The organism is Pectobacterium sp. PL64, from assembly GCF_022477975.1.
Taxonomy (GTDB): domain Bacteria; phylum Pseudomonadota; class Gammaproteobacteria; order Enterobacterales; family Enterobacteriaceae; genus Pectobacterium; species Pectobacterium jejuense.
On sequence record NZ_CP092070.1, the window covers coordinates 4,146,078 to 4,165,778 of the forward strand.

Annotated in this window: 17 protein-coding genes and 4 tRNA genes; 1 reads left to right on the top strand and 20 read right to left on the bottom strand. The window is 52.9% G+C overall.

Translation table 11 applies throughout. The annotated features are described in order from the left end of the window. Positions 1–13 precede the first annotated feature (13 nt). The 6 genes from HP572_RS18645 to purB all read right to left on the bottom strand — a co-directional run bounded on the left by HP572_RS18645 (position 14) and on the right by purB (position 5,534). Positions 14–1,171 carry a M20 peptidase aminoacylase family protein gene (locus HP572_RS18645; RefSeq protein ID WP_240583998.1) on the bottom strand — a complete coding sequence of 386 codons (1,158 nt, stop codon included), beginning with the start codon at positions 1,169–1,171 and terminating at the stop codon, positions 14–16. Positions 1,172–1,248: 77 nt separating this feature from the next. Beyond that, positions 1,249–2,010 (bottom strand): amino acid ABC transporter ATP-binding protein, encoded by a 762-nt coding sequence (locus HP572_RS18650; RefSeq protein WP_240583999.1) that lies wholly within the window; start codon positions 2,008–2,010, stop codon positions 1,249–1,251. 9 nt (positions 2,011–2,019) lie between these two features. Next, positions 2,020–2,691: an amino acid ABC transporter permease gene (locus HP572_RS18655; RefSeq protein WP_205552236.1), complete on the bottom strand. Its 672-nt coding sequence runs from the start codon at positions 2,689–2,691 to the stop codon at positions 2,020–2,022. Positions 2,692–2,829: 138 nt separating this feature from the next. Then, on the bottom strand, positions 2,830–3,621 hold the full coding sequence (locus HP572_RS18660; protein ID WP_039486699.1) for an amino acid ABC transporter substrate-binding protein: 792 nt from the start codon (positions 3,619–3,621) through the stop codon (positions 2,830–2,832). Continuing rightward, positions 3,618–4,160 (bottom strand): GNAT family N-acetyltransferase, encoded by a 543-nt coding sequence (locus tag HP572_RS18665; RefSeq protein WP_240584000.1) that lies wholly within the window; start codon positions 4,158–4,160, stop codon positions 3,618–3,620. Before HP572_RS18665 ends, HP572_RS18660 begins: the two co-directional genes overlap by 4 nt. 9 nt (positions 4,161–4,169) lie before the next feature. Continuing rightward, on the bottom strand, positions 4,170–5,534 hold the full coding sequence (gene purB, locus HP572_RS18670; protein ID WP_240584001.1) for an adenylosuccinate lyase: 1,365 nt from the start codon (positions 5,532–5,534) through the stop codon (positions 4,170–4,172). 247 nt (positions 5,535–5,781) lie between these two features. Here purB and HP572_RS18675 point away from each other — a divergent pair, with 247 nt between their 5' ends. Further along, positions 5,782–7,089 carry a histidine-type phosphatase gene (locus tag HP572_RS18675; RefSeq protein WP_240584002.1) on the top strand — a complete coding sequence of 436 codons (1,308 nt, stop codon included), beginning with the start codon at positions 5,782–5,784 and terminating at the stop codon, positions 7,087–7,089. Between the two features lie 123 nt (positions 7,090–7,212). Here the strand turns inward: HP572_RS18675 and HP572_RS18680 are convergent. From HP572_RS18680 to wecB, 14 genes are all read right to left on the bottom strand, one after another. Beyond that, positions 7,213–7,289, bottom strand: a tRNA-Pro gene (locus tag HP572_RS18680). A 42-nt stretch (positions 7,290–7,331) separates the two neighbouring features. Then, positions 7,332–7,418, bottom strand: a tRNA-Leu gene (locus tag HP572_RS18685). A 42-nt stretch (positions 7,419–7,460) separates the two neighbouring features. After that, positions 7,461–7,536 (bottom strand) — tRNA-His (locus HP572_RS18690). A gap of 121 nt (positions 7,537–7,657) precedes the next feature. Beyond that, positions 7,658–7,734: transfer RNA gene (locus tag HP572_RS18695), tRNA-Arg, on the bottom strand. 139 nt (positions 7,735–7,873) lie between these two features. After that, complete coding sequence (locus HP572_RS18700) at positions 7,874–9,265, bottom strand: amino acid permease (protein WP_039320262.1); 1,392 nt, start codon at positions 9,263–9,265, stop codon at positions 7,874–7,876. 293 nt (positions 9,266–9,558) lie between these two features. Further along, positions 9,559–10,308, bottom strand: a complete 750-nt coding sequence (wecG, locus tag HP572_RS18705) for a lipopolysaccharide N-acetylmannosaminouronosyltransferase (RefSeq protein ID WP_205552239.1) — start codon at positions 10,306–10,308, stop codon at positions 9,559–9,561. After that, on the bottom strand, positions 10,305–11,693 hold the full coding sequence (gene wzyE, locus HP572_RS18710; RefSeq protein ID WP_240584003.1) for an ECA oligosaccharide polymerase: 1,389 nt from the start codon (positions 11,691–11,693) through the stop codon (positions 10,305–10,307). Before wzyE ends, wecG begins: the two co-directional genes overlap by 4 nt. Further along, entirely contained in the window at positions 11,690–12,775 is a 1,086-nt protein-coding gene (locus HP572_RS18715) for a TDP-N-acetylfucosamine:lipid II N-acetylfucosaminyltransferase (protein ID WP_240584004.1), read from the bottom strand. Before HP572_RS18715 ends, wzyE begins: the two co-directional genes overlap by 4 nt. Beyond that, positions 12,772–14,022, bottom strand: coding sequence for a lipid III flippase WzxE (gene wzxE, locus HP572_RS18720; protein ID WP_240584005.1), 1,251 nt, complete (start codon positions 14,020–14,022; stop codon positions 12,772–12,774). Before wzxE ends, HP572_RS18715 begins: the two co-directional genes overlap by 4 nt. Before the next feature lies 1 nt (position 14,023). Next, positions 14,024–15,154, bottom strand: coding sequence for a dTDP-4-amino-4,6-dideoxygalactose transaminase (gene rffA, locus HP572_RS18725; RefSeq protein ID WP_240584006.1), 1,131 nt, complete (start codon positions 15,152–15,154; stop codon positions 14,024–14,026). 4 nt (positions 15,155–15,158) lie between these two features. Next, positions 15,159–15,890 (bottom strand): dTDP-4-amino-4,6-dideoxy-D-galactose acyltransferase, encoded by a 732-nt coding sequence (gene wecD, locus HP572_RS18730; protein WP_240584007.1) that lies wholly within the window; start codon positions 15,888–15,890, stop codon positions 15,159–15,161. 82 nt (positions 15,891–15,972) lie between these two features. Continuing rightward, entirely contained in the window at positions 15,973–17,046 is a 1,074-nt protein-coding gene (rffG, locus tag HP572_RS18735; protein ID WP_240584008.1) for a dTDP-glucose 4,6-dehydratase, read from the bottom strand. Further along, complete coding sequence (gene wecC, locus HP572_RS18740) at positions 17,037–18,299, bottom strand: UDP-N-acetyl-D-mannosamine dehydrogenase (protein ID WP_039486689.1); 1,263 nt, start codon at positions 18,297–18,299, stop codon at positions 17,037–17,039. The genes rffG and wecC overlap by 10 nt, the downstream gene beginning before the upstream one ends. Positions 18,300–18,560: 261 nt before the next feature. Next, positions 18,561–19,691: a non-hydrolyzing UDP-N-acetylglucosamine 2-epimerase gene (wecB, locus tag HP572_RS18745; protein ID WP_240584009.1), complete on the bottom strand. Its 1,131-nt coding sequence runs from the start codon at positions 19,689–19,691 to the stop codon at positions 18,561–18,563. Positions 19,692–19,701: the final 10 nt, after the last annotated feature.

A 19,701-nucleotide genomic window follows, 5' to 3' on the forward strand; every position in this document is an offset into this window, starting at 1 on the left:
TAATGAGAGGAGATTAGCGGGAGGACAGCTGCTCTAAGCTCTGCTTCGCCACCTGATACAGATAGTGCGCGGTCGGGAACAGCGCGCTGTCATCGACGCGGAATTTCGGGTGGTGCAGCGCATACGGTCCGCCGGAGCCGACCATCATGAACGTACCCGGCAGTTTCTGCTGATAGAACGCGAAATCTTCACCAATAGGGCTGGCTTCCACGCGGCGCGCTTCAAACCCTTCGTCACTCGCCACATTCAGCGCAAACTCAACCCACTCTGGCGTGTTGATCACCGACGGCGGCCCTGCATGCCACAGGAACTCAATTTCTGCGCCAAAGGTGCTGGCGATACCCGCCACGATCTGACGAAAACGCTGTTCAATCAAATCACGCGCGTCCTGATTGAACGTTCTGACCGTGCCTTCTACATAGGCAGTGTCCGGAATAACGTTCCAGGTGCTGCCGCTATGAACCTGCGTAATCGACACCACCGCGTTATTGTCGGACGATACCGTGCGACTGATAATGGTCTGTACCGCAGAAATCAGCTGACCCAGAATGATAATCGGATCGTTACCTTCATGCGGCTTCGCGGCATGACAGCCTTTCGCTGCGATCTTGATCTCAAAGCGGTCAACGCCCGCCGTCAATGCACCATCTTTCCCACCGATGACGCCAACGGGCAGCGTCGGATCGTTGTGAATGCCGAAAATCGCTACCGCATTGTCCAACGCACCAACAGCGATGACTTCCGGCGCGCCTAGCCCGGTCTCTTCAGCGGCCTGGAACAAAATTCGCACGGTGCCTTTCAACTCCGGCTCGATTTTCTTCAGCAGAATCGCCGCGCCAAGCGCAGCGGAAGAGTGAAAATCATGACCGCAGGCGTGCATCACGCCTTTGTTGAGCGAGGTAAATTCTACGCCAGACTCTTCTTCAATCGGCAGGGCATCGATATCAGAACGTACCACGACCAGTGGGCCATCCTGTAAGCTGCCGACTTCTGCAACCAGACCAGTTTTCAGCGGCAGGTCGAGGATACGAATCCCCTCTTTTTCCAATACCGCACGAATTTTCTTCGTGGTTTCGAACTCCTGATTCGACAGTTCAGGATTGCGGTGTAAATCGTGGCGAAACGCCTGAATAAACTGAGCCAGAGGCTCGTGCTGAGGTGCTGTTCTCATGAATACTTGCTCCACATTATCGTGCCCTGCCTGACAGGGCTGCCTTGTTCAGGCGTGCAGGTGTGTCTACGTATGCGTTAAATATCGTACTCAAGCGGCTCAGGCAGCTTGGTCAACTGACGCAGGAAACGCTGGGTTTGCGGGTTATCCGAGAAGCTAATCACCTGCTCCGCCGGACCTTCCTCAACGATATGACCGTCTGCCATGAAGATCACCCGGTCTGCCACTTCTTTCGCAAACTGCATTTCATGGGTGACGATCACCATCGTGGTGTCATTTTTCGCCAGCTTCTGAATTACCTGAAGCACTTCGTGGACCCTTTCTGGGTCAAGCGCCGAGGTCGGTTCATCAAACAAAATCGCCTTCGGATCCACCGCTAGCGCACGCGCAATACTCACGCGCTGCTGCTGTCCGCCGGATAGCGTCACCGGATACTGTGCCGCCTGCGGCAGCAGGCCGACCTGCTCCAGCAAAGCCAGGCCGATTTCATTCGCCTGCTGCTTCGGCATTTTTTTCACGACAATCAGTGCTTCCGTCACGTTCTCGAGCGCCGTCTTGTTCTTAAACAGGTTGTAACTCTGGAATACCATCGCCGTCTGACGGCGTAGCGCATAGGCTTCTTTAGTGGAGTAACGACGCGTATCCAGCGTTTGTTCACCAATTTCGATCGTGCCCGACTCTGGCGTTTCCAGCAGGTTCAGGCAGCGCAACAGCGTGGATTTACCCGAACCGGATGGACCGATAATCGCCACGACTTCGCCTTTCGCGATATCCAGACTAATGTTGTCCAACACCACCTGATCGCCAAAGCGTTTAGAAAGATTCTTTACACTGATCATGTCAGCCCCTTATCGCTGTAGCGAGTGATTCAGTTTCTTCTCCAGCTGTTTTTGCAGCCAGGCGTAAACAACAATCACCATCCAGTAAATCAGACCCACAACCAGGAAGGTCTCAAAGAAACGCAGAGATTCAGCGGCAATCATCTTGCCTTCCGCGAACAGTTCGGAGACGCCCAGCGCAAACGCCACCGAGGTATCTTTAATCAGGGAAATGAAGGTGTTCCCCGTCGCGGGCAGCGCATTCAGCATGGCCTGAGGCAACACGATGCGGCGATAAACCTGCGCTTTACTCATGCCGATGGATAAGCCCGCTTCCGTCTGGCCGAAATCCACCGAGGACAAGCCCGCACGGAAAATCTCAGCCATATAGGCGGAGGTTTTCAGGCTAAAGCCAATAATCGCGGCCGTCATCGCATCCAGATTGGATAAGCCAGGGAATAGCTGCGGCAGACCGAAGTAGATGATAAACAGCTGAACCAGCGACGGAATACCGCGGAACAGCGAGATATACAGTTCGACGATTTTTACTACCACGACGATCTTGCTTTCACGCACTAACGCCAGGAGAAGGCCGAGAACCATAGCAAAAAACATCGAAACCACGGCGAGGAACAGCGTGGTTGGCAAATACATTAATACCTGGGGAAAGACCTTTAACAGGTAGGCAAGATCGATATTCATGAGTAATACCATTAATGCATCCACCGGCCATATTGCGCCGGTGGAACAGGGTTATGACTATTTGCTATATAACGAACCATCTGGCTACATAACAAATCATCTGGCTACATAACGGCTCGCCAGAATGACGGCGTGAGGTTATTTAGCCGGTGATACCGTGATGTCTTCACCAAAATATTTTTCGGAGAACGCTTTCAGGCGTCCATCTGCACGCATTTTCGTCAATTCCGCATCGAACTGTTTACGCAATGCATCACCTTTCTCGTCCTTATGGAACGGGAAGCTTACTTCTTCAATCACCAGCGGCTCGCCGACCAGTTTGAACGGCAGGTTACGCTTATTGATTTCTGCCAACAGAATCGGACGTGAATTCACGTAGCCTTCAACACGTTTAGACAGCGCATCGTTCATCGCGCCATCGCGTGTTTCATAGGTACGAATATTCACGCTGCCGTCAGCAAACGCTTTTTTCAGGTTGTTAACGTGATTAGAACCCAGAACCCCGGCAACCGTCTTCCCTTTCAGGTCAGCCAGTGTATTAATGTCCGCGTTGTCTTTGTGCGTCACAATCTGGCTGCCGTAGAAGCTGTACGGTTGAGCGAAGTTGTATTTTTCCTGACGCGCTGGAGTAATCGCTACCACGTTCGCCACGGTATCCAGTTTTCTCGCTTCCAGTTGACCCATCAGGCCGCTGAAATCGGCGGTGACCCACTCAACTTTGTAGTTCAGATCTTTCGCGATGGCTTCCGTGACTTCAACGTCAAACCCGACCAGCTTGTTATCCTGCTTGAAGCCACTTGGATAACTTTGGCCTGTTGAACCCACTTTCAATACTTTTTCCTGCTCAGAGCCGCTCTTCCCAGAATCGCAGCCAGCAACAAGAAAGGCGGTCGTCAGCGCCAGAACAGACAACGTTACTTTTTTCATCATTTTACTGCCTCTCTTTTTAATTTTTTATCTTTCCACTGGTCATACAATTGGTTATCAAGGATTTTTTCCATCCAGATTGTCAGGTGTCCTTTTCCCAGATTCGTCTGCCCGACTTCCTTGAAACCATAATTTCTGTACATCTCAATCAGCCACGGGTGGTTTTGCGCGGTACCAAGCGACACGGCAGGCGCTTTGAGCTGGTTAATCAGAATTTCTTCCTCCAGCCAGCTCATCATTTGCTTACCCAGCCCCTGTTTTTTATAGCCAGGGTGCGTCGCAAACCAGCCCAGATGCGGTAGACCGAACGGGCCCGGCTCCGGCCCCCACGGATAGCGGATGGTAAATGACGACACCATCTCACCGTCTTTTTCCATCACATAAACGCCGTGTGAGGCAATATGCGTACGCACCATGTCGATATCCGCATGGGCGGCGGAAAAGTTGATACCCAGTTGGCGAATTGGCTCAAATGCCGCCAGCGCCAGTGCCAGATAGGTTTCATCGTCCGCAAGCGTAGCCTGACGAAATACGATACTCATGATGTCACCTTATGCTGGCAGCAGGCCGGAGTTATCCGCATAGCGAATCACGTCATCAACCTTCTGCGGCGCACTGCCAACGTAGTTAGCCGGATTCAGCCACTCGTCCAGATCGGCGGCGGTCACCTGTTCAGAAAGCACCGGATGGGCCAGCAGTACCGATTTAAAGGACTGATTCTGCTCAAATGCCTGCATCGAGCACTCGTAAACCAGATGGTGAGCAGTCTGCTTGCCGAGACGTTTGCCAATCTCGAACATCACTTTCTCAGACAGCAGCAGGCCATTTTGCAGATCGAGGTTCGCCAGCATCTGCTTCTCGTTGACGGACATGCCACGCAGGATGCCAAGCGCATTCTGAAGCTGAGCGGACAGATAGATATTGATCTCCGGCAGTGCAATCCACTCCGCACGCCAGCTCATCGCATCACGCTCATGCTCAACTTTCATCGATTCATGAATCAGTGCAGCGCTCTTAAACAGCGGAGCCGTCAGGCTCGCCAGCCCTTCCAGCGCAGCTGGATTGCGTTTATGCGGCATCGTGGTAGAACCGATTTTCCCTTCGGAGAACGGCTCTTCGATTTCGTTAATCTCGGTGCGCATCAGGTTGTACAGCTCATTACCGATTTTGCCCAGCGTACCGCTGATCAGAACCGTAGCAGAAGCATATTCGGAGAAGCGATCGCGGGCAGACTGCCAGCCGATATTCGGCGTATTCAGCCCCAGTTTATCCAGCGTCAGACGCTCGATTTCCGGCCCTTTCTCGCCAAAAGAGGCATAGGTGCAGATAGCACCGTTGATGTTGCCAACCAACACACGTTCTTTGATTTCACTCAGGCGTTCGAGGTGACGGATAAATTCATCCAACCAGACGGCTAATTTGAAGCCAAACGTGGTGGGCAACGCCTGCATACCGTGGGTACGACCGGCCATCAGCGTATGCTGGTGTTTCTTTGCCAGACGTTTCAACTCAACGGCCAGCAGTTGTGTATCTCTAACGACAATATCAAAAGATTGTTTCAGCTGTAACACTGTCGCGGTATCAACGATGTCCTGCGTGGTCACACCATAGTGAATAAATTCACCTGCGGCACCACACTGTTTCTGAATCGCGGCAATCGTCGGCATCAGAGAGTGCTTCATGCGCGCAGCATCTTTTGCAATCTCTTCAACGTTAAGCGCACTTGCGTCAGCGTTTTCTGCAATGGTTTTTGCCGCATCCAGCGGAATGACACCCAGTTCACCCTCGGCAAGCGCCAGGGCAACTTCGACTTCGACCTGTTTAGTCAGGCGGTTATGCTCGGACCAGACGCCGCGCATTTCAGGCGTGCCAAAATTATTCCCTATAAGAAGAAAATCAATAAGATGTGATGCCATAGTTAACTCGTTAGTGTTGGATTTATCAGGCGGGATTTATGTCGTCTTTTTAATTTTTAAAAATATAACATGCGGAAATTATGCGCTTTATACCTTTGGGATCTATCTTAGATCAAAAAGTTTGATTGCAAACTATGCATGTAGAAATGTTCGCTAACACTCTCCCTTCTGCTGAAAAACCCATTTGTCACTTTCCTCTTCCTACAATGAAACTCCTTATCCGTATGAGCGCAGCCAAAGGATTATCATGCTTTCCCACACGACATTACGTACTCCCCGTAGCTTATTGATTACCATGATCATTATTTCCGCATTCTCTACTCAGGCTCAGGCGCAGGATCGCTACCAGTTGGAAAAGGTCGTTGAAGTCAGCCGTCATGGCGTACGTCCTCCAACAGAATCCAACACGACGGCGTTGGAGTCCGGCACGGCGCGGCAATGGCCTCAGTGGGTCACGCGGGAAGGTGAATTAACCGGACATGGCTATGCCGCCACCGTATTAAAAGGCCGCTACGAGGGTGACTATTACCGTCAACAGCATCTGTTCGCGTCAGGCTGCCCGACGGAACAGCAGATTTATGTGCTCGCGAGTCCGCTACAACGCACCCGCGCAACGGCACAAGCCTATATGGATGGCATGTTTCCGGGCTGCGGCGTTGCAACACATGCCGTTGAGGATGAAAAGCAGGATCCGCTGTTCCACGGGGATAAAATGGGCATTGGCACGCTTGACCCCGAACGGGCAAAGGCTGCGGTGCTGGAAGCCATAGGAGGTGATTTGAATATCGCCTATGAGCGTCTTAAGCCCAGTATCGAGCTGTTGAAGCAGGTCGTATGCGAAGCGGATAAACCGTGTCCGGTATTCGATAAGCCGTGGGCGATAAAACAGGATAAAGACGGTTCAATTTCTATCAGCGGCCTGAATACGTTGGCGAATATGAGTGAGGTTTTCCTGCTGGAATACAGCGAGAATCTGCCGCAGACACAGGTCGTTTTTGGTCACGTCAGCAACACACAAGATCTCACCCCGTTGATGGCGCCGATGATCGCTAAATACGACTTCACCAATGATGTTCCTTATATTGCACAGCGCGGCGGTTCGCTATTCATGCAGCAAATCGCACAGGCTCTGGCACAGGGGACTTCAGAAGAGCAGGACACGTCACAAGGCGAGCCACCAGCCACCCCTTACTTGCTGTATGTCGCTCACGACACCAACATCGCCTATCTGCGCACGCTATTGCAGTTTCATTGGCAGCTACCCGGCGATACCGCCGATAACATTCCGCCCGCAGGTAGTCTGGTATTCGAACGCTGGCGAGATACCACCACTCAGCAGCGTTTCTTGCGTATCTATTTCCAGACGCAGTCGCTGGATCAGATTCGTTCACTGACGCCGCTTGACGATCGGCAGCCGTTACTGAAAGAGGAATTGACTTCTCAGGGCTGCCAGCAGACAGAAAAAGGCACGCTGTGCCCTTTTGATACCGCACTGAAATCAATGCGAAAAAGTATCGATAGCAGCGCGCTAGCGCCAGTGCATTACGCGCCGTAACGCACGATACCGCAGGGAACAACAACGTCTTGTCGGGTTGATGAATCCGACAAGGCTTTCACAAGGGAAGACAAAGTACAGGCGAAAAAAAAGCACATCTTTCGATGTGCTTTTTTTTGTAATTGGTCGGCGAGAGAGGATTCGAACCTCCGACCCACTGGTCCCAAACCAGTTGCGCTACCAAGCTGCGCTACTCGCCGAATGTACTGCTTTTTTGAACATCACTGATGTTCTCGTTTGTGTGGTGCGAAGAGAGGGACTTGAACCCTCACGTCCGTAAGAACACTAACACCTGAAGCTAGCGCGTCTACCAATTCCGCCACCTTCGCATAACTCACAAACCGTCAATCAACTACTCTAGCTGCAAAATCTGGGGTGGCTAATGGGACTCGAACCCACGACAACTGGAATCACAATCCAGGGCTCTACCAACTGAGCTATAGCCACCATCACCACACTTTACATCAACTACTTATTACGCGGTACTTCCTTTTTACGGGATACTTTCTTTACGAAAAAAAGTGTACCACCGCAGCTCTTGCACACAACATACTTCATAAAAATATAATGGTGCGCCCGACAGGATTCGAACCTGAGACCTCTGCCTCCGGAGGGCAGCGCTCTATCCAGCTGAGCTACGGGCGCTTAGCGCCGTTGCGGGGCGGGATATTACGGGCTTAGCGACTGGCTGTCTAGTGCTTTTTTATCGAAATGATGCGTTTGATTAGGATTTGCTCATTCCAAGCTAAATAACACACAGTTCCGCCCTTCCCGCCCCCAAATACTACGACTTACTCCCTGTCAGCGACGTTTTTTTGCCCAGTCCCAGCGCGAAATAACACAGGCTGACCACGGCTAAAAAGGCGATACCGACCAGTAAAGACATCCGCGTATCGATATTGATGTACATGCCCACCAGCACACACAGCAAAAATGCCATCGTCAGGTAGTTTACCCACGGGAACAATATCGATTTAAACGGGTGTGTGGCCAGCGCTGCGCGATGCTGTTCACGAAAACGCAGTTGGCTAATCAACACCACAAACCACGGCACCATACCCGGCAGCACGCTGGCGCTATAGACATACACAAACACTTTTTCTGGGTTAGGGATGATGTAATTCAACACCGACCCAGCCATCAGGCAAAGAATAGAAATCATGACGCCTGCAGCGGGTACGCCGCTGGCTGTCACTTTACCTAACCAGGCAGGGAGCTGACGGTTGTTGGCCAGCGAATACAGCATACGTCCACAGCTATACATGCCGCTGTTGCAGCCAGACAACGCAGCCGTCAGCACCACAAAGTTGATGATTCCTGCCGCCGCGGTGATACCAATTTTCGCAAATGTCATCACAAACGGACTACCGGACGTGCCGATTTCATTCCAGGGGAAAATCGTGACGATAACGAAGATCGCGCCCACATAGAAAATCAGGATGCGCCACAGAATGTTGTTGATCGCGCGCTTCAGCGTCACCTGCGGATTTTTCGCCTCGCCCGCCGTAATGCCGACCAGTTCCACGCCCTGATAAGACGCCACGACCAGACAGAGTGCGAACAGCAGACCTTTCCAGCCTCCCGCGAGGAAACCGCCGTGTTCGGTCAGGTTGCTGAATCCGGTCGCCTGACCGTGGTTACCAAAGCCGAAGAAGATAATGCCGACACCGACGACAATCATCACGACGATAGTGGTGATTTTTATCATCGCGAACCAGAATTCGATTTCGCCATACAGCCTCACTGCCGCAAGGTTTGCCCCCGCAACCAGCGCAACCGCGGCAATAGCCGGTAACCATTGCGGCAAATCGGGGAACCAATACTGGACATACACACCAATGGCGGTAATTTCCGAAATCCCGACCGCCATCCACATAAACCAGTAGCCCCATGCGGTGAGATACCCGAAAAAGGGACTCATGTATTTATGCGCGTAGACGGCAAACGATCCCGCAACCGGCTCCAGAAACAGCATTTCGCCCATTGAGCGCATGATGAAAAAAACGAAGATCCCAGCGACAATATAAGCCAGCAATACTGACGGCCCCGCCCACTTCAGCGCACTAGCCGCGCCCATAAACAGCCCGACGCCGATCGTGCCACCCAGCGCAATCAGCTCAATATGCCGGGCTTCTAGCCCTCGATGGAGTTTTTCCTGCTTTACATCTTCTGCCATATATCCTCTGTCTTTATGTTGTGTTTATCCCGGCTGCTGCCGATTATTGTTCTTATTTCAGAAATACTGCCGACTACCGATGAGAAAGAACGTACCCCTGCCCCAAATTAGCGGCATGAAAATACCGTAATGTGGGTTTGAATAACACATCAGGGATGACGAATACGCCAAAGATAGAATTCTGTATTTCTGATTGGCTGGCAAACAGACAATTAAAATCGAATAGGAATAAGAAATCGGATTTATATACTGCGGGGAAAGGTTGGCGCGTTTAACGCGCCAATGCAATAAAACTACAGACGACCGCTATAGTGATAGGCGACATATTTCAACAGCTTAAACTGCCGAAAAATACGGCTCGGCTGGGACAGCAAACGATACAGCCATTCCAGCCCTAAGTTTTGCCACACGAGCGGGGCGCGCTTCACATGTCCGGTAAAGACATCATAGGTTCCCCCCACGCCCATATACAGCGCATCGGGATAGTGGTGACGACAGTCGCGCATCAGTATTTCCTGTCGTGGCGACCCCATCGCGACGGTAACAATCTGTGCACCGCTAGCGCGGATACGTTCGAATAGGGCATCGCGCTGCTCTGGCGCAAAATAGCCATCCTGACTGCCGACAATATTCACGTTCCACTGCGCACGCAGCTTCGCTTCCGTTTGTGCCAACACATCAGGTTTGCCGCCCACCAGAAAAACCGGCGTTCCTTCTTTGCCCGCTCGCTCCATTAGCGCTTCCCACAGGTCTGCGCCTGCAATTCGGGTGACGTCAGCCTGCGGGTACTTGCGACGAATGGAGCGCACGATACTGATGCCGTCCGCATACTTGTACTCTGCGCGATCGAGCAACGTGCGCAGCGCCACGTCTTTTTCCGCCGTTAGCACTTTCTCGGCATTAATCGCGACGAGCGTGCCCGTTTCAACCCGCTCGCCTGCAAACAGGTAATCAACAAACTGCGCCATATTGCGAAAGCCGTGAATGGGCAAACCACGAATGGTATACAGAGGAATAGTCTCTGTGGTTTTTAACGCTGTCATACCTGCTCCTTTATTACAGGATCCACGGTGTTGGATGTCGGCGCGATCGGCGTGGCTCGCATACGCATCAGACGCTGCCGGATGAGTCCGGCGCTTTCCAGCAGCCAATAGAGCAGCTTGGCAACCAGCAGACACAGACCAAATACCAGACAGAAAAACACCACACGTGAAACAAAAGAATCGACGCCTTCACGCGTCAGCACAATAATATTGAACACCGCCCCGAAGCAGAACGCCTGTAAAATAGCGGCCTTATAGCGATTGCTGTCGTTCTTACCTAACTCGTACACCCAGTCGAACCACTTGATAACCAGCCCTACCGCAATCGCGCCGAGCGGGATAAACAGCACCCCGCCCATCACCACCAGCGAGCCCAACAGCGTGGGGGAGATCGCCAGCCCAGAGCGGTTATTCAATACTTCCCAGGTGAAATAGTTCGCACTGTTTAACACCAGATTCGGACGGTCCGGCCATAGCCAGGAGGGAATAAAGACGTAGAAATCACGGGCAATCGGCGCCAGTCCCTGAAAATCAATCTTGTCGTAGTTCTGCCACAGCAGTGCCAGATTTTCCCAAGGCGAGAAGGTGTCACGGGTTAAATAGAGGAAGGTATAAAAGGCGTAATCACCGCTGACGTCCAGCCCATAGCGTTTCAGCGCCAGCCAGAACATCCCGACAATCCCGAACGCGCCAGCCGCAACCAGCATCCAGAGCGTAATCCAGCCACGCACAATGCCAATAAACAGAAATAGGGCGAAGGCGATAATCACATTCGCGCGCGTTCCGCCAACAATCACATACGTCAGCATCCCAAACGCGACCGTTCCGATGAGAAACATTATCCACGCACGCTGCGTCTGGCGCAGGAAATACACCACCAGCATCGCCGGAATGAAGAAGTAGAAAAAGCGTTTCAACGCCACACCGGATACATCGCTGGAGAATATCTGGCTGTAAGAACGCAGCTTAAACAACAAGAAACCATTGTTGAGGAAGAAAATACCGACGGTGGCGACCGCAATCAACGCCAGCAGCAGCCAGGTCAGATTGGCTTCAACCCGGTTCACCGTCAGGAGTGGCGCACGTGGCGCGGAGGTTTTCTGGCGTAACCGCGTCTTATAGCTGACGTAATAGATCGCATAGAACGCCGTCGCAGACAGCATCGCCTGAAGCAGAAACTGTACGGGAACCACTTCGACGCCAAACCGGAATACCAGCACACAGGTAAACGGAAAACCAAAATAGAACGTCAGTAAATAGAGCAGGGAAAACAGCACGTTAAAATTAAAACGCACCCGCCGAAACTCCATCCAGGTCAGGCTCAGGATAAAGATGACTGAAATCAGGTAGACGACAAACAGCCCACCAAATTGCCCCAGCGTCATGTTGGTTCTCCCGTCGCCAACGCCAGCGCATCGCGCCAGCCTTGCAGATAATTGGGATTAAAGAACGCAATCTGGTGCTTATCGACTGATGCCAGTTGGCGCTGCGCTTCACGCACCAGCGCTTCATCCAGCTCGTCACCGTAAAACAGCACGGGCAGCCCTTGTTCCGTCAGATCCTGCCAGAACGGGTTTTGTCGGCTGATCACGAACGGCACGCCAAACTGAATCAGCAGACATAACGTCCCGATTCCCTGCTGGCGATCGAAAATAAAATAGCCCAAATCGCAGGTGCGCAGCATGTTGAGATAATCATCAAATGCCAGTTGGTCTTTTAGCAATTGGAAATTTTTCACGCCAAACAGCGCCAAACCGTCCTTTTCCACCTGCGCGATGTAGGAGTCGTTATTCGCGGGGTAGCCCATTGGCACAATCACCCGCACATTTTTTCCGAACTGCTTGTGAATCGCCCGCAGCGCTTCCTGATGGCGATTTGTGCGATCGCCAGAATTGCCGACCAGAATCGTCATCGGCCCTGCCAGCGGTTTATCCACCAGCATGTCCGTTAGCGCCGGATTCATTCGCGTTGGGAAGTACAGCAATGACGTCGGCACGCGAGGTGAACGCTGCTGATACCACGCCAGATCGCCACGCGTAGCAAACACGTGTCCGACACGCTTTTGCGCCATACGCCGCAGCAGATAAAACAGGCGATATTTCAGGCTGCTCGCCTCTTCATACAAATCCGCGCCCCAGACGTGCCAGTAAACTTGCTCGGATTTGATTTTTCCGCTCAGCAACGCCAGCCACAGCGTGGGATTAAACTGCCCATGCAGGAAAAAGCGCATCTTGCGGTTCGCTTTGGCTCTGGCAATGACTGCCTCAGCCAGCGTTTTCTTATCCACGCAGGTTTCGATACGCAGCGCGGGAAAATCAGCCGATGAAATGCCGTCGCGAGAAGCCACGATAAAATGCCGAATCTGCTGTTCGGGGAGTTCCGTCGCCAGTACGTCGTTAAAAAAACGTAAAACGGTCTGGTTATGATGCGGGATGTCAGATCCCAATACATGAATCAGTGTCGTCATGCTCGCCTACGGTAAATAATGAATACGCAACAACAAAGCAAAAAATAGACCAGGTAGGTTGCCATATAGGCCTGCGCCGCACCTTGTGCGCCATAAAGCGGAATCAGCCAGTGGGAAAACCCGGTCAGCAGGAGAAACTGGCTCACTTCCGTGAGCAGATAAAAGCGCAACGCCGCTTTCGCAATGACCAGATAGCCAAAGACGTAAGCGCCCACTTTCATTACATCGCCTACCAATTGCCAAACGAAGAGATCTCGCATTGCCGTGAACTCGCTGGAGAACAGCAGCCAGATGGCAAAATCTCGCAGCAGCCACACGCAAAAGCTGACGCCTGCCACAACGGGCAGCACAAACTTCAGCGAGCGGACAATCTCCTGCGACAATGCGGCTTTATCCGTCAGACGCGAGAGTGTTGGCAACAAATACACGGTAAAAGAGGCCGTAATGAATTGCAGGTAAGCATCGGAAATACTGCTGACGCCCTGCCAAATACCCACTTCATCCCAGCTATAATGTGCCGCCAGCAGGTTACGCATCATGATGTACGCAACGGGCAGCGTCACCGCGGTCATCAACGCCATCAGCGTAAATTTGCCCAACTGCCCAGCGATCGCGCGATCCCACGCGGGTTTCAGCGATGTCAGCGACAGCGGAGTGCGCCGATATAGCATGATGCCTGCTGGAATCACCAGCAGCGCGGGCACCAGCGCCAGCCCTGCCAGTGCGCCAACATAACCGCCCAGTTGCAGGCAGAGCCAAAAGGCCGCTAGCCCGATCAAGCTGCCGCCGATCACAGCCAGCGCGTTGCCTATCGCATCCCGATAGCCCTTGAGAATCGCCAGAAACAGGTTGGCATAGGCGATACCCATTTGGATAAACGCCAGCGCACGCACCACATCGCGATAGTCATCATGCCCAAACAGCAGATTGGCGATAGGCGTTGCAGCGGAAAGAAAGAGAATCGCCAGCAGCGTGGAGAACCCCAGCACCAGCGTGACTGACGTACCGAGCAGCGGCCTGAGCTGTTCCGGCTGTTGCTGGTATTCCGCCACGTATTTGGTGACGCCGTTGAAGATCCCCGCACCAGCTAACACGCCTAGAACCGTAATAAGCTGACGGAAATTCCCTGCCATTCCCACACCGCTAGGGCCAAAAGCGACCGCCAGCAGTTTGACGACAACCAGCCCCGCGCCGATTTTTATCAGCGTGGAGCCTGCCGTCCATATCGATGCTTTCGCCAACGACATATCAGGAGAAGAAGCTCAGAATGGTATTGATCACCGTCCGCTGATTAACGTCTGACAGGTTGTAGAACAGCGGTAAACGCACCAGCCGCTCGCTTTCCTGCGTGGTGTAGCGGTCTTCACCGGAGAAACAGCCGAAGTTCAGACCGGCCGGGCAACTGTGCAGCGGGATATAATGAAAGACCGTCATGATTTCGGCTTCTTTCATGTAATTGATAAACGCACTGCGGTCGTCCTGATCGCGCAGTTTGATATAAAACATGTGCGCGTTGTGAATCCCATTGGCAGGCACGGTCGGCAGGGTAATTCGCCCGGCATCGGCCAGCGATTTGAATGCCGCGTAGTAGTTCTGCCACAGTTTCAGGCGACGCTCGTTGATCGGCCGCGCCGATTCCAGCTGTGCCCAGAGGTAGGCAGCCTGAATATCCGCCATCAGGTAGCTTGAACCGATATCCCGCCAGGTGTATTTGTCCACCTGCCCACGGAAGAACTGGCTGCGGTTGGTGCCTTTTTCACGAATGATTTCCGCACGCTCCACCAGCCTTGCGTCATTAATCAGCGTGGCTCCGCCTTCGCCGCCCGAGGTGTAGTTCTTGGTTTCGTGAAAGCTGAAGCAGCCGATGTGGCCGATAGAGCCCAGAACACGGCCTTTGTAGCTCGACATCACGCCCTGCGCGGCATCTTCCACGACATATAAATCATATTTCTTCGCCAGTGCCATAATCGTGTCCATCTCGCAGGCTACACCTGCGTAGTGAACCGGCACGATAATGCGCGTCTTTTCCGTAATGGCCGCTTCGATCTTCGTTTCGTCAATGTTCATGGTATCCGGGCGGATATCGACAAACACGATCTTCGCACCGCGCAGTACAAAGGCATTGGCGGTAGACACGAAGGTATAGCTCGGCATGATCACTTCATCACCAGGCTTAACGTCCAGCAGAATAGCGGCCATCTCAAGCGACGCGGTGCAGGAAGGCGTGAGCAGGACTTTTTTGCTACCGGAATAATGTTCCAGCCACTGCTGACAGCGACGGGTAAACCCACCATCACCGCACAATTTACCGCTGCTCATGGCAGCCTGCATATAATCGAGTTCTGTACCAACAACTGGTGGCGCATTAAATGGAATCATGTGATCACCTGTATAACCAATACGCCGTGCTCTCAATCGTGGCACCACGGCGAAGATAAAGACGAAGCGCCGCCACATTGCTAACCTGTGTCGCGACCCGAAGACATATCAACTCTTGTTGTCGGCACCACGCTTCCGCCAGCGCCATCAGCTGTGAACCTATGCCCCGTACCATAACGCCCGGCCACACGCCCAGTAGGCCGATACGGGCATCCACGTCATTCACTCTGCGTAGCGTGACCCATCCCTGTGGGTTGCCAGCGGCATCTTCCACCAGCAAACAGCAGTGGTCGAACGTACCGCGCACGGCATTCTCAATCCACTGCGCATAGAAACGTCCGCTATCCTCCGGTTGATACCACGGAGAACGAAAACGGCTCAGCGCAAAAACACGTGACGCTGCGTCCCTCAGTGCAGGGATATCGTCGGGTGTGGCTTCACGCCAGCGCGGTAGCGGCGTAACAACCGTAGTCCGTTGCAGCGGCAAACTGAGATCGACCTCGCCTTCCACCAATCGAAACCCAAGATCGGCAAGCGCATCTGCCAGCACCAGATTGTCCGCTGAAATTTTAGCCTGTGTCAGCGTAAATGCGTTCAGCGCATCGAGCGTCAACGCAGGCGCAGATGGCGAAAAATTCAGCTTACCGCTGTCAATCTGGAAGAATTCGCTCTCCCAGCCCAGCGGTTCGACCGTGGCGCGAATCTCTCCCTTTCCAATTGATATCGGATGGGTCATCGTGTCGCTCCTTTCTTTTCCACCATCTGGTTTTCCAACTTTCGGTTTTTCAACTTCTAGTTTTTCAACGTCTGGCACGAGCTTAGTCGTTCAGCCCTAAACGTTCACCGGTATAAGAACCATCCTGCACGCTGCGCCACCATTTTTCGTTATTCAGATACCAGCTGACGGTTTTTCTCATGCCCGTCTCAAACGTTTCTTCTGGACGCCAGCCCAGCTCACGTTCAATTTTCCCGGCATCGATCGCGTAACGCATATCGTGGCCTGGGCGGTCTTTCACATAGGTGATGAGATCGCGGTAATGCGCTACGCCAGCGGGCTTATTCGGCGCCAGCTCTTCCAGCAGCGCACAAATGGTCTGCACGACTTCAATGTTTTTGCGCTCGTTGTGACCACCGATGTTGTACGTTTCGCCGATTTCGCCTTCCGTCACCACTTTGTACAGTGCGCGAGCGTGGTCTTCGACAAACAGCCAGTCACGGATTTGCGCGCCGTCACCGTAAACTGGTAACGGTTTGCCCGCGACCGCATTCAGGATCACCAGCGGAATCAGCTTCTCTGGGAAATGGTAAGGACCGTAGTTGTTCGAGCAGTTGGTGATAACGGTTGGGAACCCGTAGGTGCGCAGCCAGGCGCGAACAAGATGGTCGCTGGAGGCTTTCGATGCGGAATAAGGGCTGCTTGGCGCATAAGGCGTGGTTTCTGTAAACAGATCCTCCGTCCCGTGCAGGTCACCAAACACTTCATCGGTAGAGATATGGTGAAAACGGAACGCACGCTTGTCCGCATCAGCCAGATTTTGCCAGTAGTGACGTGCCGCTTCCAGCATCGTATAGGTGCCGACAATATTGGTTTCGATAAATGCCGCTGGGCCATCGATAGAGCGATCGACGTGGCTTTCTGCCGCCAGATGCATCACCAACGCAGGCTGGTAAGCCGTAAAGACACGATCCAGCTCGGCACGATCGCAGATATCAACCTGCTCGAACGCGAAGCGTGAGCTATCAGCAACGGGAGCGAGCGAAGACAGGTTCCCTGCATAGGTCAGCTTATCGACAACGACGACGCTGTCCTGCGTTTCCGTCAGAATATATCTGACCAACGCCGAACCAATAAATCCTGCACCACCGGTAATTAAAATACGTTTCAACGCCATACTCCTTTGGTATCAATAACCCACTGTTGTTTCACATCTTCTGGGTTAATCGCTTTAAACTGACGGTGGTCGACCAGCATTACCAGCACATCGGCCTCTTTTAATGCACTGCTGGTATCGACCAGTTTTACCTGTCCGGCCAACACGGACGGCAGGTGTTTGACATTCGGTTCAACGGCTAACGTCACGCCGGTATTCCACTGTGCGATCATGGACGTAATCCCTACCGCTGGGCTTTCACGCAAATCGTCAATATCGGGCTTGAACGCCAGCCCAAAGCAGGCCACCGTGACTTCGCTGGCGCGTTTATCCGTTTGCGCCAGATAATCCGCCACTGCCGCTTTTACGCGATCCACCACCCAAAGCGGTTTGCCATCGTTCACCAGTCTGGCGGTATGGATCAACCGGGCCTGCTGCGGGTTCTGTGCCACGATAAACCAGGGGTCGACCGCAATACAGTGCCCACCGACGCCAGGGCCGGGTTGCAGGATATTGACGCGAGGATGGCGGTTTGCCAATCGGATAAGTTCCCATACGTTAATGTTTTGTTCGGCACAAATCAGCGAGAGCTCATTGGCGAAAGCAATATTGACGTCGCGGAAGCTGTTTTCAGTCAGCTTGCACATTTCGGCGGTGCGGGAGTTAGTAACCACACACTCACCTTCGAGGAAGATTTTGTATAATTCACTGGCGCGTGCAGAGCACACCGGGGTCATGCCGCCAATGACGCGATCGTTTTTAATCAGTTCGACCACGACCTGCCCTGGCAGCACGCGTTCAGGACAATAGGCTATATTGATATCCGCCGTTTCCCCAACCTGCTGCGGAAACGTCAAATCCGCTCGTGCATCGGCCAGCCACTCGGCCATTTGCTCGGTTGCACCCACGGGGGATGTCGATTCCAGAATCACCAGATCGCCTTTCTTCAGAACAGGCGCGATAGACGCCGCAGCCGCCTGAACGTAGGCCAGGTCGGGTTCGTGATCGCCTTTGAAGGGGGTAGGAACGGCAATCAGGAAAGCGTCGGCTGGCACAGGCTTTGTCAGCGCCTGGAGGTAACCATTTTCCACTGCCACTTTGACCAACGCATCCAGATCGGGCTCGACGATATGGATTTCGCCGCGATTGATGGTTTCGACCGCCAGTTTGTTCACATCGATACCGATGACTTTTTTCTGGCGCGACGCAAACGCCGCAGCAGTGGGTAAACCGATGTAGCCTAAACCGATTACGGAAATGGTAGTAAAGCTCATAGTGTCACCATAATTATTTCTCGGATACTGAGAGATGCATTGAGCGATGATAATGGATAGATCGTAAAGACGCTGTGAATACATCCCTGTACGCTCGGCTTGCGCAGATATGAATCTCATCCTGAGATTCACCCTTTCAGGGCCGTCGCTAGCGACGTTCAAAAACGTTCCTGACGTTTTTGTCCCTGGCGCAAACGCTTTACTCTTCTATTCCATTATCACCGTTTGCATTCTGTAAATCGGGTCGCCGCGGGACGGCGTTTAAAATCGCTCCTGGCGATTTTTTAAAGCATCAACGATGCGTTGACAGGCTTGTCCATCACCATAAGGGTTGTGGGCACGGCTCATTGCCTGGTACGCCTCTTCATCCGTCAACAGCATAGATACCGCCTCAACAAGGCTGGTTACTTCTGTTCCTACCAGTTTGACCGTACCGGCTTCCACCGCCTCCGGCCGTTCTGTCGTATCACGCATCACCAATACAGGCTTGCCTAACGACGGCGCTTCCTCCTGAATACCGCCTGAGTCGGTCAAAATCATGTAAGAACGATTCATCAAATACACGAAAGGCAGATAGTCCTGCGGCGCAATCAGCATCACATTATCAATGCCGCTCAGGATACGATTCACGGGCTCGCTGACATTAGGGTTCAGGTGAACCGGATACACAATTTGTACTTCAGGGTGTCGACGGGCGATATCCGCCAGCGCGCTGCAAATGCGCTCAAAACCGCCGCCAAAACTCTCACGGCGGTGTCCGGTAACCAGAATCAGCTTCTTGTTATCGTCTAAAAAAGCATATTTCTCGTCGAGGCTGCGACGTAGCACGGCGTCCCCGAGAATACGATCGCGCACCCAGAACAGCGCATCAATCACCGTATTACCCGTCACAAAAATATGTCGGTCAGACAGGTGTTCACGCAGTAAATTTTGGCGAGAATTTTCCGTCGGGGCGAAATGGTACATCGCCAAATGCCCGGTCAGTTTGCGGTTAGCCTCTTCCGGCCAGGGCGAGTACAGATTACCAGTACGCAATCCCGCTTCTACATGGCCGACGGGGATACGCTGATAAAAAGCAGCCAGACTGGTTGCCAACGTCGTGGTGGTATCGCCGTGTACCAACACCAAATCCGGTTTGAACTCCGCCATAACGGGTTCAAGTCCTGATAAAATCCGGCAGGATATCTCACTGAGTCCCTGTCCCGGCCGCATAATATCCAGATCGTAATCCGGCGTAATATCGAACAAACGCAGCACCTGATCCAGCATCTCCCGGTGCTGGGCTGTTACGCAAATTCTCGATTCAAAGGCTCCATCCTGAGCCAGGGCATGAACCAGCGGTGCCATTTTTATGGCTTCCGGCCGGGTGCCGAAAACAGTCAATACTTTCACATTGAATCTC

Excerpts from the sequence above, each read along its gene's own strand:
- purB (WP_240584001.1), bottom strand. The coding sequence starts at position 5,534 with ATGGCATCACATCTTATTGATTTTCTTCTTATAGGGAATAATTTTGGC.
- wzyE (WP_240584003.1), bottom strand. The coding sequence starts at position 11,693 with ATGACGCTGGGGCAATTTGGTGGGCTGTTTGTCGTCTACCTGATTTCA.
- rffG (WP_240584008.1), bottom strand. The coding sequence starts at position 17,046 with ATGGCGTTGAAACGTATTTTAATTACCGGTGGTGCAGGATTTATTGGT.
- wecG (WP_205552239.1), bottom strand. The coding sequence starts at position 10,308 with ATGACAGCGTTAAAAACCACAGAGACTATTCCTCTGTATACCATTCGT.
- HP572_RS18645 (WP_240583998.1), bottom strand. The coding sequence starts at position 1,171 with ATGAGAACAGCACCTCAGCACGAGCCTCTGGCTCAGTTTATTCAGGCG.
- HP572_RS18715 (WP_240584004.1), bottom strand. The coding sequence starts at position 12,775 with ATGACGACACTGATTCATGTATTGGGATCTGACATCCCGCATCATAAC.
- HP572_RS18700 (WP_039320262.1), bottom strand. The coding sequence starts at position 9,265 with ATGGCAGAAGATGTAAAGCAGGAAAAACTCCATCGAGGGCTAGAAGCC.
- HP572_RS18655 (WP_205552236.1), bottom strand. The coding sequence starts at position 2,691 with ATGAATATCGATCTTGCCTACCTGTTAAAGGTCTTTCCCCAGGTATTA.
- HP572_RS18675 (WP_240584002.1), top strand. The coding sequence starts at position 5,782 with ATGCTTTCCCACACGACATTACGTACTCCCCGTAGCTTATTGATTACC.
- wecD (WP_240584007.1), bottom strand. The coding sequence starts at position 15,890 with ATGACCCATCCGATATCAATTGGAAAGGGAGAGATTCGCGCCACGGTC.
- wzxE (WP_240584005.1), bottom strand. The coding sequence starts at position 14,022 with ATGTCGTTGGCGAAAGCATCGATATGGACGGCAGGCTCCACGCTGATA.
- wecC (WP_039486689.1), bottom strand. The coding sequence starts at position 18,299 with ATGAGCTTTACTACCATTTCCGTAATCGGTTTAGGCTACATCGGTTTA.
- HP572_RS18650 (WP_240583999.1), bottom strand. The coding sequence starts at position 2,010 with ATGATCAGTGTAAAGAATCTTTCTAAACGCTTTGGCGATCAGGTGGTG.
- HP572_RS18665 (WP_240584000.1), bottom strand. The coding sequence starts at position 4,160 with ATGAGTATCGTATTTCGTCAGGCTACGCTTGCGGACGATGAAACCTAT.
- HP572_RS18660 (WP_039486699.1), bottom strand. The coding sequence starts at position 3,621 with ATGATGAAAAAAGTAACGTTGTCTGTTCTGGCGCTGACGACCGCCTTT.
- rffA (WP_240584006.1), bottom strand. The coding sequence starts at position 15,154 with ATGATTCCATTTAATGCGCCACCAGTTGTTGGTACAGAACTCGATTAT.